The sequence below is a fragment of the Streptomyces novaecaesareae genome (genome assembly GCF_000716875.1).
Classification (GTDB): Bacteria; Actinomycetota; Actinomycetes; order Streptomycetales; family Streptomycetaceae; genus Kitasatospora; species Kitasatospora novaecaesareae.
Genome location: NZ_JNWQ01000028.1, coordinates 1 through 15,178, shown reverse-complemented (window position 1 = coordinate 15,178; position 15,178 = coordinate 1). Strand labels below are relative to the sequence as shown.

The 15,178-nt window shown below is 74.1% G+C and carries 13 protein-coding genes; 6 read left to right on the top strand and 7 right to left on the bottom strand.

Features of this window, described 5'->3' with window-relative positions; genetic code table 11:
* Positions 1-10: 10 nt before the first annotated feature.
* Both OP86_RS12995 and hpf read right to left on the bottom strand, forming a co-directional pair.
* Positions 11-766, bottom strand: coding sequence for a response regulator (locus tag OP86_RS12995; protein ID WP_030061812.1), 756 nt, complete (start codon positions 764-766; stop codon positions 11-13).
* Between the two features lie 204 nt (positions 767-970).
* The gene (gene hpf / locus OP86_RS12990; RefSeq protein WP_030061811.1) at positions 971-1,666 is read right to left on the bottom strand and encodes a ribosome hibernation-promoting factor, HPF/YfiA family; all 696 of its coding nucleotides are present in this window, start codon (positions 1,664-1,666) and stop codon (positions 971-973) included.
* Between the two features lie 367 nt (positions 1,667-2,033).
* Here hpf and OP86_RS12985 point away from each other — a divergent pair, with 367 nt between their 5' ends.
* Entirely contained in the window at positions 2,034-2,756 is a 723-nt protein-coding gene (locus OP86_RS12985) for a ComF family protein (protein ID WP_234434927.1), read from the top strand.
* Between the two features lie 82 nt (positions 2,757-2,838).
* On the opposite strand, the gene OP86_RS12980 is transcribed toward OP86_RS12985, so the two are convergent.
* The 3 genes from OP86_RS12980 to mtrA form a co-directional block, all read right to left on the bottom strand.
* Positions 2,839-4,734, bottom strand: a complete 1,896-nt coding sequence (locus OP86_RS12980) for an LpqB family beta-propeller domain-containing protein (protein WP_157849733.1) — start codon at positions 4,732-4,734, stop codon at positions 2,839-2,841.
* Positions 4,709-6,745: an MtrAB system histidine kinase MtrB gene (gene mtrB / locus OP86_RS12975; RefSeq protein ID WP_078588724.1), complete on the bottom strand. Its 2,037-nt coding sequence runs from the start codon at positions 6,743-6,745 to the stop codon at positions 4,709-4,711. Before mtrB ends, OP86_RS12980 begins: the two co-directional genes overlap by 26 nt.
* Positions 6,746-6,815: 70 nt before the next feature.
* Entirely contained in the window at positions 6,816-7,493 is a 678-nt protein-coding gene (mtrA, locus tag OP86_RS12970) for an MtrAB system response regulator MtrA (RefSeq protein WP_030061806.1), read from the bottom strand.
* Positions 7,494-7,781: 288 nt separating this feature from the next.
* Between mtrA and OP86_RS12965 the strand changes: the two genes are divergently transcribed.
* The 5 genes from OP86_RS12965 (at position 7,782) to OP86_RS12945 (ending at position 13,372) form a co-directional block, all read left to right on the top strand.
* The gene (locus tag OP86_RS12965) at positions 7,782-8,945 is read left to right on the top strand and encodes a DUF7847 domain-containing protein (RefSeq protein WP_051830032.1); all 1,164 of its coding nucleotides are present in this window, start codon (positions 7,782-7,784) and stop codon (positions 8,943-8,945) included.
* A 5-nt stretch (positions 8,946-8,950) separates the two neighbouring features.
* Entirely contained in the window at positions 8,951-9,712 is a 762-nt protein-coding gene (locus OP86_RS12960) for a DUF4129 domain-containing protein (protein WP_063832366.1), read from the top strand.
* Positions 9,709-10,929, top strand: a complete 1,221-nt coding sequence (locus OP86_RS12955) for a DUF4350 domain-containing protein (protein WP_051830031.1) — start codon at positions 9,709-9,711, stop codon at positions 10,927-10,929. The genes OP86_RS12960 and OP86_RS12955 overlap by 4 nt, the downstream gene beginning before the upstream one ends.
* On the top strand, positions 10,926-11,939 hold the full coding sequence (locus OP86_RS12950; protein ID WP_030061801.1) for an AAA family ATPase: 1,014 nt from the start codon (positions 10,926-10,928) through the stop codon (positions 11,937-11,939). The genes OP86_RS12955 and OP86_RS12950 overlap by 4 nt, the downstream gene beginning before the upstream one ends.
* A gap of 122 nt (positions 11,940-12,061) precedes the next feature.
* On the top strand, positions 12,062-13,372 hold the full coding sequence (locus tag OP86_RS12945; protein WP_030061800.1) for a DUF58 domain-containing protein: 1,311 nt from the start codon (positions 12,062-12,064) through the stop codon (positions 13,370-13,372).
* Between the two features lie 13 nt (positions 13,373-13,385).
* On the opposite strand, the gene OP86_RS12940 is transcribed toward OP86_RS12945, so the two are convergent.
* Entirely contained in the window at positions 13,386-14,543 is a 1,158-nt protein-coding gene (locus OP86_RS12940) for an RNA polymerase sigma factor (RefSeq protein ID WP_030061799.1), read from the bottom strand.
* Positions 14,544-14,550: 7 nt separating this feature from the next.
* Positions 14,551-14,958, bottom strand: a complete 408-nt coding sequence (locus OP86_RS12935) for a YciI family protein (RefSeq protein ID WP_030257338.1) — start codon at positions 14,956-14,958, stop codon at positions 14,551-14,553.
* Between the last annotated feature and the right edge of the window lie 220 nt (positions 14,959-15,178).

The following is a 15,178-nucleotide window of genomic DNA, read 5'->3' as shown; positions in this document are numbered from 1 at the left end:
CCGGCCCGGCTCACCCTATTTCGAGGATCTTCTCCCGCATCGCGTACACCACGGCCTCCATCCTGGAGTGCAGTTGGAGCTTCTCCAGGATGTTGCGCACGTGGTTCTTCACGGTGTTCTCGCTGATGAACAGCTCCTTGGCGATCTCCCGGTTGTTCATCCCGGTCGCCACCAGCTTGAGCACCTCCAATTCCCGGTCGGTGAGCCGGGGTGCGGGCACCAGGTCCCGGTCGTCGGAGCGGCGCTGGATCATCGACTTGAACTCGGTGAGCAGCTTGGAGGCCATCGAGGGGCTGATCTGCGACTGCCCGTCGGCGACCGCGCGGATCGCGGTGGCGACCTCGTCGGTGGAGATCTCCTTGAGCAGGTAGCCGGTGGCCCCCGCCTTGATCGCCTCGTAGAGGTCGGCCTCCTCGTCGCTTATCGTCAACATGATGATCTTGGTGCTGGGCGCCACGTCCTTGATCGCCGTGCAGGCCTCGATCCCGCTGCGCCGCGGCATCCGGACGTCCATGAGGATGATGTCGGGCAGCAGGTCGGCCGCCTTCAGCACGGCCTCGGCGCCGTCCCCCGCCTCGCCGACGACCTTGATGTCCGGCTCCTCCGCGAGGACGATCTCCAGCCCCCGGCGGAACAGTGCGTGGTCGTCCACCACCAGCACACGGATCGGCTCACCCCGGTGCGGTGCGTACGCGGGCTCCTCCTCCGGGCCCCCCAACGGCAGCCCGGGCCCAGCCGCGGGCCCCAGCCCGAAGTGATCCCCCATCCGCTCCTCCCCCTTCGCGGGTCGTCGTACGCCAATCATTCCACGCCCCGCAGCCGCCGCGGTCACCCTCCGACGCCGATTCCCCCGCATCGGGTGACCCCTCCCCCCGGGACCGGCCCGCCGCTCGAACCGCCCTGCCCCGGAACGCCGGTGACCCCGGCGGCCACGGCCGCCGGGGTCACCCCTCCATCGCTGCTCGGACGGTCAGTCCTCGTCGTCGGCCCCGCCGATCGCCCCGCCCGCACCGCTGCCGGCCCCGGCCGACTGGTCGGTCTGCAGGTGGATGACACCGTAGTTGTAGCCGTGTCGGCGGTAGACGACGCTGGGCAGGCCGCTGTCCTTCTCCACGAAGAGGTAGAAGTCGTGGCCGACCAGCTCCATCTCGTAGAGCGCCTGGTCCAGCGCCATGGGGGCGGCTGGGTGCGTCTTCTCCCGGACCACCAGCGGGCCTTCGCCCTCCACTTCCAGGGATCCCATCATGGTCTTGCGGACGGCGCCGTTCGTCCCGCCCTCCCGCGCCGTCGTGTCCGGCAGCGCGGCCAGGGCCGCGGTCGCCTCGGCGACGCTGATGGGGGTGCGGCCGTTCGCGCCGCCCTTGTGCACCCGGCGCCGGTCTGCGGACTTGCGCAGTTGCGCGTCGAGCTTCGCCGAAGCCAGGTCGAGCGCCGCGTACGGGTCGGCGGCGGCGGCTTCGGCCCGGATCACCGGCCCGCGGGTACGGAGAGTGATCTCCACCCGCTCGGACCGGTCGGCCTGCCGCGGGTTGTGCTCCTTGGACACCTCGACGTCGAGGCTGATCACCTTGCCGTCGAACTTCTGGACCTTCTCCAGCTTCTCGGCCACGTGCTCGCGGAACCTCTTGGGCACCTCGGTCTTGCGGCCCTTGACGACGATGTCCACGCAGAACTCCGATCCCTCGTGCTGACGCCGATCCGGGTGCTACCGGATCGGGCTGAGACCCAGCTGGACCAGCCCATCCACTGCCGGCCCCCCGCCCCCGCCGCCGGCGGGAAACGACTGGCCCTCACCTCACTTCCTCCCCACCAGGGACGGTTGAAACCCCCTGGAGCCTTATCGAACACCTCACGCGGGCTTTTCGCCTCCCCGGGCGAGAGGGCGGGTATGACCCGATACTGCGAGCGGGCGGTCAAGCTGGTGCACCCTGTCTACCCTCTCGCGAGTGAAGTAAGGGTAAATACCTGGACAACGCCCCCCATACGGCGCATCCTTTGCTCACTCCCCGTGCCTGCCGCCGCCAGGAGCAGCCGTGTCGCTGAGCCCCTCCCCCACCCGTCCACCGTCCGCGCGCGGACCGTTCGGCCACGCACTGGCCGGGCTGCTGGACGTCCTGCTCCCCGCGAACTGCGCGGGCTGCGGCACCGAACGCAGCCAGCTCTGCCCGGCCTGCCGGCACGTCCTGGCCACCGCGCGGCCCGGCTCCACCCTGCTGCCCTGGGCACACGCCGCCGCCCCGTACACCGACCCGGTGCGGCAGTTGCTGCTCGCGCACAAGGAACGCGGCGCGCTGCGCCTCGCGGGGCCACTCGGCGAGGCCCTGGGCCGGGCCGTGCGCTCCGCCCTGGGGGCGCGGGCCGACGCCGCGCCGCTGCTCCTGGTGCCGATGCCCTCGGCCCGCTCGGCCGTGCGCGCCCGCGGGCACGACCCGACGCTGCGGCTGGCCGGGGCCGCCGCCCGCTCGCTGCGCCGGGCCGGTCTGGACGCCCGGGCCGCGCCGCTGCTGCGGCACGCCCGTCCGGTCGCCGATCAGACCGGGCTGAACGCGGCGGAGCGGCGCCGCAACCTGCACGGCGCGCTCACCGTACTGCCGCGCGCCAGGGCCGGCCTGGCGGGTCGCCAACCCGTCCTGGTGGACGACCTGGTGACGACCGGGGCCAGCCTCGCCGAGGCCGCCCGGGCGCTGGCCGACGCCGGCCTGCCGGCCCGGGCCGGCGCCACGGTCGCGGCCACCGCGGTGCAGCCGGCCGACTGACCGCCCGCCACCGGAGCGCCCGGACACGGCGTCACCCCAGACGGGCCGTCACCGCGAACAGCCCGTCAGCCCCAACAGCCCGTCAGCCCGCGTAGAAGAACAGGCGCGGCTTGTCGATCAACGGGGCCTCCCGCCACTGGTTGTTGACCAGGCGGTAGGCCTTGAGCTCGCTGGGCTTGCCGTCCGGCTGCTTGACCTCCGCCATCGCCAGCACCGGCGGCGCCTGGGTCAGGCTGTCCCCCCGGGACTCCGAGGCCGCGACGGTCGTCATGCTCTCGGCGCTCTGCAGCTGGGTGTCCGTGCTCTGCGAGCCGTCGGTGCTGATGAAGTAGAGCTGCTGGGTCCGGTCGGCCTCCTTGCCGAGCACCAGCAGCTGGTCGGTCTCCGCCCAGGACACCGAGGCGACGTCGGTCAGCGTGGGAGCCGCCCGGCGCAGCCCGGTGATCTTGACGGTCGGCGCCTGCGGCGTGCCGCCGTGCACCACCAGGCCGAACATCAGCGAGCGGATGGCCAGGCCCGGGGTCTTGACCACCAGGGCGACCCGGACGCCGTCCGAGGAGATCTTCAGCGCCTGCACGGTCTGCCCGGTCAGCCCCTCGACCGGCGCGGTGTACGACTTGTTGCCGCGCACCATGACCACCCGCTGGCCCTGCTGGTTGCGGTCCACCACCCAGAGGTCGCCGTGGCCGTCCCAGCTGGGCGAGGCGAAGCCGTCCTCCTTGTCGCCGGGCTTCGCCGGGGAGCTGAGCACCGGGTCGCCCAGGGCCACCGCGCCGCCCGACAGTGGCACCGAGTAGACCTGGTGGCCGTCGTCGCTGATCGCGGCGGCCTGGGAGCCGTCCCGGCTGACCGCGATGGCGCCGAGCGGCGGCTTGGTGTTCGACTGCGGCTTGCCGAGGATGCCGCGGACCGGGTCGCCGGGGCGCCCCTCGTCGGTCGCCACCAGCGAGCCGTCGGCACGCTGGTAGTACTGCGTCGCGGGGGTCGGCCCGGCCAGGGCGCCGGGGCCGGTGGCCGGCACGTCGGTGCGGCTGGCCGTGCAGGAGCCGCGCTGCCCCTTCAGCTCCAGCCGCTCGACCTGGCCCTTGCCCTGGTCGGCGAGGGTGTAGAAGAGCTGGGTCGCCATCCGGCGGCAGGCCATCGGCTCGCTGACGTCCGCCACCCCGAGCTGGACGTGGGCGACCCGGCTGTCGTCGATGGTCACCTTGTCGACCTTGGCGCCGCTCGGGAAGGCCGTCCGGACCACCGGCGAGAGCCAGGTCGAGGGCCCGTCGACGAGCGCGCGGGCGGCCGAGGTCAGCGGGTCTATCCGGCGTCGCAGGTAGATCGGGTCGGCGACCAGCACCTCCTGGCCGGCGTTGCCGGAGACCACCCCGGACGGGTCGGGCGCGGTGTAGAAGAACCGCTCGACCTGCCGGAAGCTGTTCCGGAAGTTGGTCTCGTTCATGATCACGCCGGGCGGCAGCTTGTCGATCCGCCACTCGCCGTCCTTCTCCCGGACGAAGGTGAAGTCGGACGAGACGTTGTTGTCCTGCCCGGCCACCAGCTGGTACGAGTGCCGCTCGTCGACGCTGGCGACCAGCTGCCCGCGCACCGTCGTCGAGACCGTGGTGTCCGTGTCGGCGACGTCCGGGCCGACCGGGATGGTCGTGGACGAGAGCACCCGGATCCCGGCCTCCGGCTTCCAGGCCGCGGCGGCGGTCTCGGTCAGGTACTTGCGCGCGGTCTCGTACCCCTCGTCGGCGGTCACCGCGTCCAGGAACCCGGTCAGCAGCTCGCGCGGCTTGGCGCCCTTGCCGGGCGCCACCGGGTAGACCCTGGCCTGCAGGTTCTTGTCCGCCGAGCCCTGGGACAGCTCCACCCTGGTGATGCCGCCGGAGTCGGGCATGGCCGCGCAGCCGCTCGCCACCAGGGCACCGAGCAGCGTGCCGGTCACCGCGAGCAGCCGCGGCTCAGTCCTGTTGCTGGTCCTTCGCACGCTGCGATCCCTCCAGGTCCGTCCCACCCGTCACGTCCGGCTCCGCCGTCCGCTGCGCCACCGACGGCCGTCCGGACGTCGCGTCCACCATGACCTGGGCGCCGGTCACCGCGTATCCGGCCCCCGCCGTCCGCACGTCCGAGGGGTCCGAACGCGGCCCCTCGGGCAGTCGGCTGCGGCCCAGGCCGGGGCCGATGTTCAGCACCCCGCCGAGCCCGCTGCCGAGGCCGCTGCCCGCGGCCTCCGGCGTCTCCGCCTGGTCCTCGGCGGCGGTCAGCGCCGTCGAGCCGGTCGGGCTGATCGCCCGCCGGTACGGCGTGCCGTACGTGCCCAGGCCCCGGTTGTTGCGGGAGTCCTCCGGCTCCAGCCGGAACGGCGCCCGGGAGATCTCGCCGCCGCGGGTGCGCGGCAGCGTGAGCCGGAAGTGCGAGCCGCCGCCGGGCTCGCCCCAGGCCTGCAGCCAGCCGCCGTGCAGGTGGGCGTCCTCGACCGCGATGGACAGGCCCAGGCCGGTACCGCCGGTGGTCCGCACCCGGGACGGGTCGGCCCGCCAGAAGCGGTGGAACACCCGGGACGCCTCGCCCGGCTTGAGGCCGATGCCGTAGTCGCGCACGCCGACCGCGACCGCGCCGTCCGCCGAGCCCAGCCGGACCACCACGTCACGGCCCTCGCCGTGCTCCAGTGCGTTGACCACCAGGTTGCGCAGGATCCGCTCGATCCGGCGGGAGTCCACCTCGGCCAGCACCGGCTCGCCGTCGCCGCGGATCACGATCGCGCTGCCCTTGGCCTCGGCCAGCGGCTCGGCAGCCTCCACCACGCGGCCGACGATCTCCCGCAGGTCGACCGGCTCGGCGTCCAGGATCGCGGCGCCGGCGTCGAAGCGGCTGATCTCCAGCAGGTCGGCGAGCAGCGACTCGAAGCGGTCCAGCTGGCCCTGCAGCAGCTCCGCCGAGCGGGCCGCCATCGGGTCCAGGTCCTCGCGGCTGTCGTAGATGAGGTCGGCGGCCATCCGGACGGTGGTCAGCGGGGTGCGCAGCTCGTGCGAGACGTCGGAGACGAAGCGCCGCTGCACCCGGGACAGCTCCTCCAGCTGGCGGATCTGCGCCTGCAGGGCGTTGGCCATCCGGTTGAAGGACTCACCGAGGCGGGCGATGTCGTCCGTCCCGGTCACCTTCATCCGCTCCTCCAGGTGCCCGTCGGCGAGCCGCTCGGAGATCCCGGCGGCCATCCGGACCGGGGTGACCACCTGGCGCACCACGACCCAGGCGATGCCGCCCATCAGGATCACCACGAACACGCCGGCGGTCGCCAGGGTGCCGGTGACCAGGTTGAGGGTGTCGGTCTCCTGGCCGAAGGAGAACACGTAGAACATCTGGTAGCTGTTCCCGGCCGGGCCGATGAACTGCATGCCGAGGGCCAGCCCGGGCTCGGACTTCCCGCCGCTCTCGGGCGAACGGTGGATCCGGGTGGGCTGGTCGAACATCTGGCCCGGCTCGGCGATGAGCTTGGCCCGCAGGGTGTCCGGGATGCTGCTGGGCTGGATGTCGCCCGAGTAGCGCGGCGCGAAGCCGGCGGTGTCCGGGACGACGGCGCCGGTGCCGGGGGCCATCGCGATCACCGAATAGACGGTCTGCCCGCTCCCGGCCAGGTCGTTGACCTGCCGCAGCAGCCAGGTGCCGGTCTCGTCGACGGTCGGGTCGGCCGTGCCCCGCAGCTTCTGGTCCCTGGCCTCGTCGATCTTCTTCTGCTCGACCTGGAAGCCGATCCTGGCCTGCGCCCGGGCGGCGTCCATCTTGGTGTCGAGCAGGCCGGTGCGCACCTGCGCCACCACGACCACGCCCAGCACCAGGACCACCGCGACGGACGCCAGCAGCGACACCGCGACCACGCGCAGCTGGATCGACCGGCGGTACAGCGCGGCCACCCGGTGCGTGGGCCGGCGCAGCTGACGCTTCACCAGCGCGGCCACGCCGGAGGAGACGCGCCGGCGGCGGGTGGTCGAACTCAGCACGTCCCCGCGCACGGCCCCGGCCCCGTCGGTCGAGGAACCCGACGGGGTGTCGTCAGCCCGCTCCGTCACGTCAGCTGGGTCCGGCCTTGTAGCCGACGCCGCGGACGGTCACCACGATCTCGGGGCGCTCCGGGTCCTTCTCGATCTTGGAGCGGAGGCGCTGCACGTGGACGTTGACCAGACGGGTGTCCGCCGCGTGGCGGTAGCCCCAGACCTGCTCCAGCAGCACCTCGCGGGTGAACACCTGCCAGGGCTTGCGGGCCAGCGCGACCAGCAGGTCGAACTCCAGCGGGGTCAGCGGGATGCCCCGGCCGTCCCGCTTCACCGAGTGGCCGGCCACGTCGATCACCAGGTCGCCGATGGTCAGCTGCTCGGGCGTCGGCTCCTCGGCGCGGCGCAGCCGGGCACGCACCCGGGCCACCAGCTCCTTGGGCTTGAACGGCTTGGTGACGTAGTCGTCGGCCCCCGACTCCAGGCCCACCACGACGTCGACCGTGTCGGTCTTCGCGGTCAGCATGACGATCGGGATCCCGGACTCCGCCCGGATCTGCCGGCAGACGTCGATGCCGTCCCGGCCGGGCAGCATCAGGTCGAGCAGGACCAGGTCGGGCTTGGTCTCCCGGAAGGCTGCTAGCGCCTTGTCCCCATCCGCGACGAAAAACGGCTCAAAACCCTCACCACGCAACACGATGCCGAGCATCTCGGCCAGTGCGGAGTCGTCATCAACGACGAGGACGCGTCCCTTCATGCGTCCATCCTCTCATTACCGGATTGTGACCTGCCGCACAGCAGTGCCAATGCTCCAGAACGGCCAACTCCCGCCGCCGGTGAATTCCGGCCATACCGGGCGAATGACCCCCGCCGAAGCGCCGCCGAACCGTCCGGAACCCGCCGCCCCACCCTCCGTGACCCCACGTTGTCGATCAGCGACCGCATCGCCCTGGGGCCTCCTCCTGCCCCATGGCACGATGGGCGCTGCGCGCGGGCGGAAGATCCGTCCGGAGCCGCGCCCACGACGCCCCTCCGAGGAGCAGTGATGACCGACACTCCGGGCTGGGCCTCGCCCGGCTCGTCCGAGCCGCCCCGCGACGGCGTCCGGCCTCCGGCCGACGCGCCCGCCGCCGTGCCCGGGCCGTCGGCACCACCGCAGAGCACCCCCGGCTGGAACGCCCAGTACGGCCGGCCGCAGTGGGGGCAGCAGCCCCCCGGAGGCCAGCGCCCGTACGGCTGGGGCGCCCCGCAGAGCCCCACGCCCGGTGTCATCCCGCTGCGCCCGCTCGGCATCGGCGAACTGCTCGACGGCGCCGTCACCACCGTCCGCCGGCACTGGCGGACGGTGCTCGCACTCTCGCTCGGCATCGCCGTGGTCGCCCAGGCCGGGGCCGTCGTGGTGGACCTCCTGGTCAGGGGCAAGACCGGCGCCGCCACCCAGACCCTGCGGCTGGTGGCCGCCCTGCCGCTGCAACTGCTGCTCGACGTGCTCGCCGCCGCGCTGCTCACCATCGTGGTCAGCCGCGCCGTCCTCGGCCGGTCCGCGAGCGCCGGGGAGGCCTGGCGGGACGCCCGGCCGCGACTGCTGCAGCTGCTCGGGCTCACCGTGCTCACCGTCCTGATGGGCCCCGGGGTGGCACTGCTCGGCTTCGCCCCGCTCGTCGGCTACCGCATCAGCGGCTCCCACGAGCCCGCGACCGCGGCGCTGCTGTTCCTCGTCGGCCTGCTGACCCTGCCGGTCGCCGCCTGGCTGTGGGTCCGCTACTGCCTGGCCGCCCCCGCCCTGATGCTGGAGAAGCAGGGCGTGACGACGGCCCTGTCCCGCTCGCGGCGCCTGGTCCGCGGCTCCTGGTGGCGGGTCTTCGGCATCACGCTGCTGAGCAAGCTGCTCGGGCTGGTCGTCGCGGTGGTCATCGCGGTCCCGTTCCGCTTCATCGGCCTGCTGCTGGGCTTCGACAGCCTCGACCGCCACGGCCTGACCGACTCCACCCAGCAGGTCGCCGGAATGGTGGTCGTCATGGCGATCGCCGGGATCATCGCCGGCACCCTGACCACCCCCTTCATGGCCGCCGTCGGCGTGCTGGTCTACGTCGACCAGCGGATCCGCCGCGAGGCCCTGGACATCGAGCTGGCCCGCGCCGCCGGCCTGCCCGAGTACGGCGACGCCGGCTGGGGCGAACAGACCGACCAGACCCCGGCGAGGCGCTGAGCCGGATGCCTATCTGGGGGGACAGGCTCCTCGCCGCGGGCGGCGCCCCGGTCACCGTCCCGCGTGACCCGGCGCGTGACGCCGCCCGCGACGAGCTGCTCAACGCCGAGTACCACAAGCACGACCCGTCGATCCTGCAGCGGGTCACGGACTGGTTCTACGACCGCATCTCCGACGCCCTCGGCAGCATCTCCGGCGAGGGCGCCGACGGCACCACCGGCCTGGTGCTCTTCCTGATCGTCGCGGTGCTGATCGCCGCCGCGCTCTGGTGGCGCCTCGGCGCGCCCCGGCGCACCGCCCGCACCACCCTCGACGTGTACGGGGCCGAGGGCGCGCGCAGCGCCGCGCGGTACCGGGCGGACGCCGCCGAGCACGCCGCCGCCGGGCGCTGGGCCGAGGCCGTCCGCGAGCAGATGCGCGCCCTGGTCCGGGGCCTGGAGGAGCGCACCCTGCTCGACGCCCGCCCCGGCCGCACCGCCGACGAGGCCGCCGCCGAGGCCGGCCGGGCGCTGCCCGAGCACGCCGCCGCGCTGTCCGCGGCCGCCCGCACCTTCGACGACATCGCGTTCGGCGAGCGCACCGCCGACGAGGCCTCGTACCGGCTGCTGCACGAGCTCGACCGGACGCTGGAGCGGACCCGCCCGGTCCTCGCGCCGCCCGCGGGCGTGGGCGCCGCCGCGGCCTCGGCTTCCGGCCCTGTCCCTGGTTCCACTTCCGGTCCTGCTTCCGGTTCGGCTTCCGGTTCGGCTTCGGGAGGAGCGGCATGACGAGCACCGTCCCCGTGCCACCGCCCGTGGCCGAGGCGCCCGCCGGCGCCGCCCCGACCAGCCTCACCCCCACCGGCCGCGGCCTGTGGCGCCGGGCCCGCTGGTACCTGGCCTTCCTCGCCGCCGTCCTGATCGGCGCCACTGCCGTGGCCGCCCTCGGCCAGGACCACAGCTACCCGCCGCTCGACCCTCGCTCGTACGACCGCGACGGAGCCCACGCCGTCGTCGCACTGCTCGAACGCCAGGGCCTCAAGAGCGAGTTCACCACCGACCCGACCCGCAGCCCGGCCGCCCCCGACACCCTCGTGCTGCCCGAGCCCGACCTGCTCAGCCCCGCCCAGCTGCGCGCCGTCGCCGCCGCCCGGCACCGGCGGCTGGTCCTGATCGCCCCCGGCCCGGCCGCCCTCACGGCACTGGCGCCCGGCATCCGGCTGTCCGAGGACGACGGCGGCCTGCCGTACGCCTCCGTCCGCAGCACCCCCGCGGACTGCTCGCTCCCCGAGGCCGTCCGAGCCGGCAGCGCCCACCTGGGCGGCACGCTCTACACCAGCGGCAGCCGCGGCGACGGCTGCTACCCGCGCAGCCACGGCTACCCGCTGGTCCGCATCCCCGTCGGCGACGGCGACGTCATCGTGCTGGGCAGTGGCACCTTCCTCCGCAACGAGCAGCTCACCCAGGACGGCGACGCCTCGCTCGCGCTCGGCCTGCTCGGCTCGCAGCCCCGCCTCACCTGGCACCTGCCCGACTACTCCGCCCCGCTCGCCGAGAACGCCCGCCCCAGGACCTTCACCGACTTCATTCCGAGCGACTGGCACTGGGCCGGCTACCAGCTCGCCGTCGCCGCCGTGCTCGCCGCCCTCTGGCGCGGCCGCCGGCTCGGCCCGGTGGTCGCCGAGGACCTGCCGGTGGTGGTCCGCGCCTCCGAGACCACCGAAGGACGGGCCCGCCTCTACCGGCGCGCCAAGGCCCGCGGCCGCGCCGCCGAGGCCCTGCGGCGTGCCGCCGCCCACCGGCTCGCCCCCGCCCTCGGTGTCCCGCTCCGGTCCGGCGCGCCGGACCCGGACGCCCTGTGCGCGGCCGCCGCCGACCGCCTCCCCGACCAGCCCGCAGGGGACGTCCGGGCCCTGCTGTACGGCCCGCCCCCGACCGACGACGCCGCGCTGCTGCGGCTCGCCGACGACCTCGACGCCCTCGAAAGGCAGGTACGGAACCCGTGACCGACCAGGCAACCGCCCAGCTCCGCTCCGTCCCCGGCACGGCCGCCGCCACCCCCGGCACCGCCGACCCGCGGGCGGCGCTGACCGCACTGCGCGCCGAGATCGGCAAGGCCGTGGTCGGCCAGGACGCCGCCGTCACCGGCCTGGTGGTCGCGCTCCTCTGCGGCGGCCACGTCCTGCTGGAGGGCGTCCCCGGCGTCGCCAAGACCCTGCTGATCCGCACCCTGTCCACCGCGCTCAGCCTGGAGACCAAGCGCATCCAGTTCACCCCCGACCTGATGCCCGGCGACGTCACCGGCTCGCTCGTCTACGACGCCCGCACCGCCGAGTTCTCCTTCCAGCCCGGCCCGGTCTTCACCAACCTGCTGCTCGCCGACGAGATCAACCGCACCCCGCCGAAGACCCAGGCCGCCCTCCTGGAGGCCATGGAGGAGCACCAGGTCACGGTGGACGGCGAGCCGCGCGCGCTGCCCGTGCCGTTCCTGGTCGCCGCAACACAGAACCCGGTCGAGTACGAGGGCACCTACCCGCTGCCCGAGGCCCAGCTGGACCGCTTCCTGCTCAAGCTGATCCTGCCGCTGCCCGACCGCGACCAGGAGTTCCAGGTCCTCTCCCGGCACGCCGCCGGCTTCGACCCCCGAGACCTCGCCGCGGCCGGCGTCCGCCCGGTCGCCGGGCCAGAGCACCTCGCCGCCGCCCGCGCCCAGATCGCCAAGCTGACCGTCTCCCCCGAGGTGCTCGCCTACATCGTCGACCTCTGCCGGGCGACCCGGCAGTCCCCGTCGCTGTCCATCGGCGTCTCCCCGCGCGGTGCCACCGCCCTGCTCGTCGCCTCGCGCGCCTGGGCCTGGCTGGCCGGCCGCGACTACGTCACCCCGGACGACGTCAAGGCGCTGGCCCTGCCCACCCTGCGGCACCGGGTCGCGCTGCGCGCCGAGGCCGAGATGGAGGGCGTCACCGCCGACTCCGTCATCCAGGCCGTCCTCGCCCAGACGCCCGCACCCCGCTGATCCACCGCCCACCGATCCACTGATCCACTGATCCACTGATCCACTGATCCACTGCCAGTTGATCCACCGCCCGTCGGCGTCCCACGTCTTCCGGTCGACGAGTCTCCGAAGGAGCGCACCGCATGGCCCTCACCGGGCGAACCGCCCTGCTCGCCGCACTCGGCGCGCTCGTCGTGGGCCTGCTGCTGCCGTCGGCGGCCGGGATCTGGCTGGTCACCGGCGCGGTCCTGCTCGCCGTCGTGGCCGACCTGGTGCTCGCCGCGCCCGTCCGCAGCCTGCGGTTCGGGCGGGGCGGTGACACCACCGTCCGGCTCGGCGAGCCCGCGACGGTCGAACTGACCGTCACCAACCCCTCCGGGCGCCCTCTCCGGGCCCTGGTCCGCGACGCCTGGGCCCCGTCCGCCTGGCGCCCCGGCACCGCCGAGGCCGCTTCCCGGCACACCCTGACCGTCCCCGGCGGCGAACGACGCCGAGCGGTCACCGTGCTCACCCCGACCCGCCGCGGCGACCACCGGTCCCACCGGGTGACGGTCCGCTCGCTCGGCCCGCTCGGCCTGGCCGCCCGCCAGGGCTCCCACCTGGTCCCGTGGACGGTCCGCGCACTGCCCCCGTTCGCCAGCCGCAAGCACCTGCCCTCCCGGCTCGCCCGGCTGCGCGAACTCGACGGCCGCACCTCGGTGTTGACCCGCGGCCAGGGCACCGAGTTCGACTCGCTGCGCGAGTACCTGCCGGGCGACGACGTCCGCTCCATCGACTGGCGCGCCAGCGCCCGCCGCACCACCGTCGCCGTCCGCACCTGGCGCCCCGAACGCGACCGGCACATCCTCGTCGTCCTCGACACCGGCCGCACCTCGGCCGGCCGCGTCGGCGACGCCCCCCGCCTGGACGCCTCCCTCGACGCCGCCCTGCTGCTGACCGCCCTCGCCACCCGGGCCGGCGACCGCGTCGACCTGCTCGCCCACGACGCCCGCAAGCGCACCGCCGTGGCCGGCTGCTCGGCCCACGAGGTGCTGCCCGCCTTCACCGACGCGATGGCCGACCTGGAGCCCGCGCTGCACGAGACCGACATGCGCTCGCTGGTCTCCACGGCCCTCAAGATGGCGCCGCACCGCTCGCTGATCGTCCTGCTCACCGGCCTCGACGCGGCACCCGTCGAGGACGGCCTGCGCCCGCTGCTGCCGTTGCTCACCAAGCGCCACGAGGTCGTCCTCGCCTCCGTCGCCGACCCGCGGCTGGACGCCCTCGCCGCCGGCCGCGGCACCCTGGAGGCCGTCTACGGCGCCGCGGCCGCCGAACAGACCCGCGCCGACCGCCGCGCCACCGCCGACCGCCTCACCCGCCACGGCGTCACCGTCCTCGACGCCCCGCCCGCGCAGATCGCGCCGGCCCTGGCCGACACCTACCTCGCGCTGAAGGCGGCCGGCCGCCTCTGACGGGCACGCCCCCTCAGAACCGCCGACGGGCCTTCAACTCGGCGTTGAGCCTGGCCGCCTGACGCGTCAGGTAGTCACGCTCGGCGAGGTTGGGCGCGCGGTGTGCCGCCTCGGCGTACAGCCGCGCCGCCGTCTCCGGGTCGCCGTCACGCTCGTGCAGGTACGCCGCCACCGCGGTACGACGCGGCAGCGAGTCGTCCAGCTCGGCGAGCGCCGCCAGCCCGGCGCGCGGCCCGTCCGCCTCCCCGACGGCCACCGCACGGTTGAGCCGGACGACCGGGCTGCCGGTCAGGCGGACGAGTTCGTCGTACCACTCGACGATCTGCACCCAGTCCGTCTCCTCGGCGGTCGGCGCGTCGGCGTGCAGCGCCGCGACGGCGGCCTGGGCCTGGAACTCGCCGAGCCGGTCCCGGGCGAGGGCCGCCTGCAGGATCCCGACGCCCTCGGCGATCAGCCCGGTGTCCCACCTGCTGCGGTCCTGCTCGGCCAGCGGCACCAGGCTGCCGTCGGCAGCGGTCCGGCCGGCCCGTCGGGCGTGGTGCAACAGCATGAGCGCGAGCAGCCCGGCCACCTCGGGGTGGTCGACGGCGGCCGCCAGCTGCCGGGTGAGCCGGATGGCCTCGGCGGCGAGATCGACGTCCCCGGAGTACCCCTCGTTGAAGACCAGGTAGAAGACGCGCAGCACGGTCGCGATGTCGCCCGGCTGGTCGAACCGCACACCGGAGACGGTCCGCTTGGCCCGGCTGATCCGCTGGGCCATGGTCGTCTCGGGCACCAGGTACGCCTGGGCGATCTGGCGGGTGGTCAGTCCGCCCACCGCCCGCAGGGTGAGCGCGACCGCGGACGAGGGCGTCAACGACGGGTGGGCGCACAGGAAGTAGAGCCGGAGCGTGTCGTCCACCCCGGCCGCGGGCCCCGCCTCCGGCTCCTGGTCGACGAGGTCCTCACGCCGACGGCGGGCGCTGTCCGACCGGGCCGCGTCGAGGAACTTGCGCCACGCCACGGTGACCAGCCAGCCCTTCGGGTCCCGCGGAGGGTCGGCCGGCCAAAGCCGAACCGCCTCCACCAGGGCGTCCTGCACGGCGTCCTCGGCCGCCGCGAAGTCTGCTCCGCGGCGGACGAGGATCCCGAGCACGCCCGGTGTGAGGCTCCGGATCAGGGCCTCGTTCATCGGGAGGTCACTCCGTGATGGTCGGCGGCGCGGCCAGGAACGGCCGCAGCTCCAGCCACTCGTGGATCGGCTTCCCACCGGCCCCGGGCGCCGCCGACAGCTCCCCGGCCAGCTCGACGGCCCGCTCGTGACTGTCGACGTCGATCACCATCCAGCCGGCGATCAGGTCCTTGGTCTCGGCGAACGGACCGTCGGTGACCGGCGGGCGGCCCTCGCCGTCGGACCGCACCCACGTCCCCTCCGGAGCGAGCGCCTGAGCGTCGACGAACTCGCCGGTCTGCTCCAGCCGGGCCGCGAAGTCCTGCATGTACCGGATGTGCGCGGAGATCTCCTCCGGCGTCCACTGGTCCATCGGCACGCAGTTGACCGCGTCCGGGGCGCCTCGGTAGTGCTTGAGCAGCAGGTACTTGGCCATGGTGCTTCTCCCTCGGTGCTGGTGCGACCCATTGTGGCCGCGTTCACCCCGGGGACGAAGCCGGCCACGGGTTCTCGACACCGCCGGCCGAGATTTTTTGCAGGATTTCTCGGCCGGAAACGCGAAGAACCCCCATCCGGGATCCGGATGGGGGTTCTTCAGAAGAATTGTTCGGCGGCGTCCTACTCTCCCACAGGGTCCCCCCTGCAGTACCATCGGC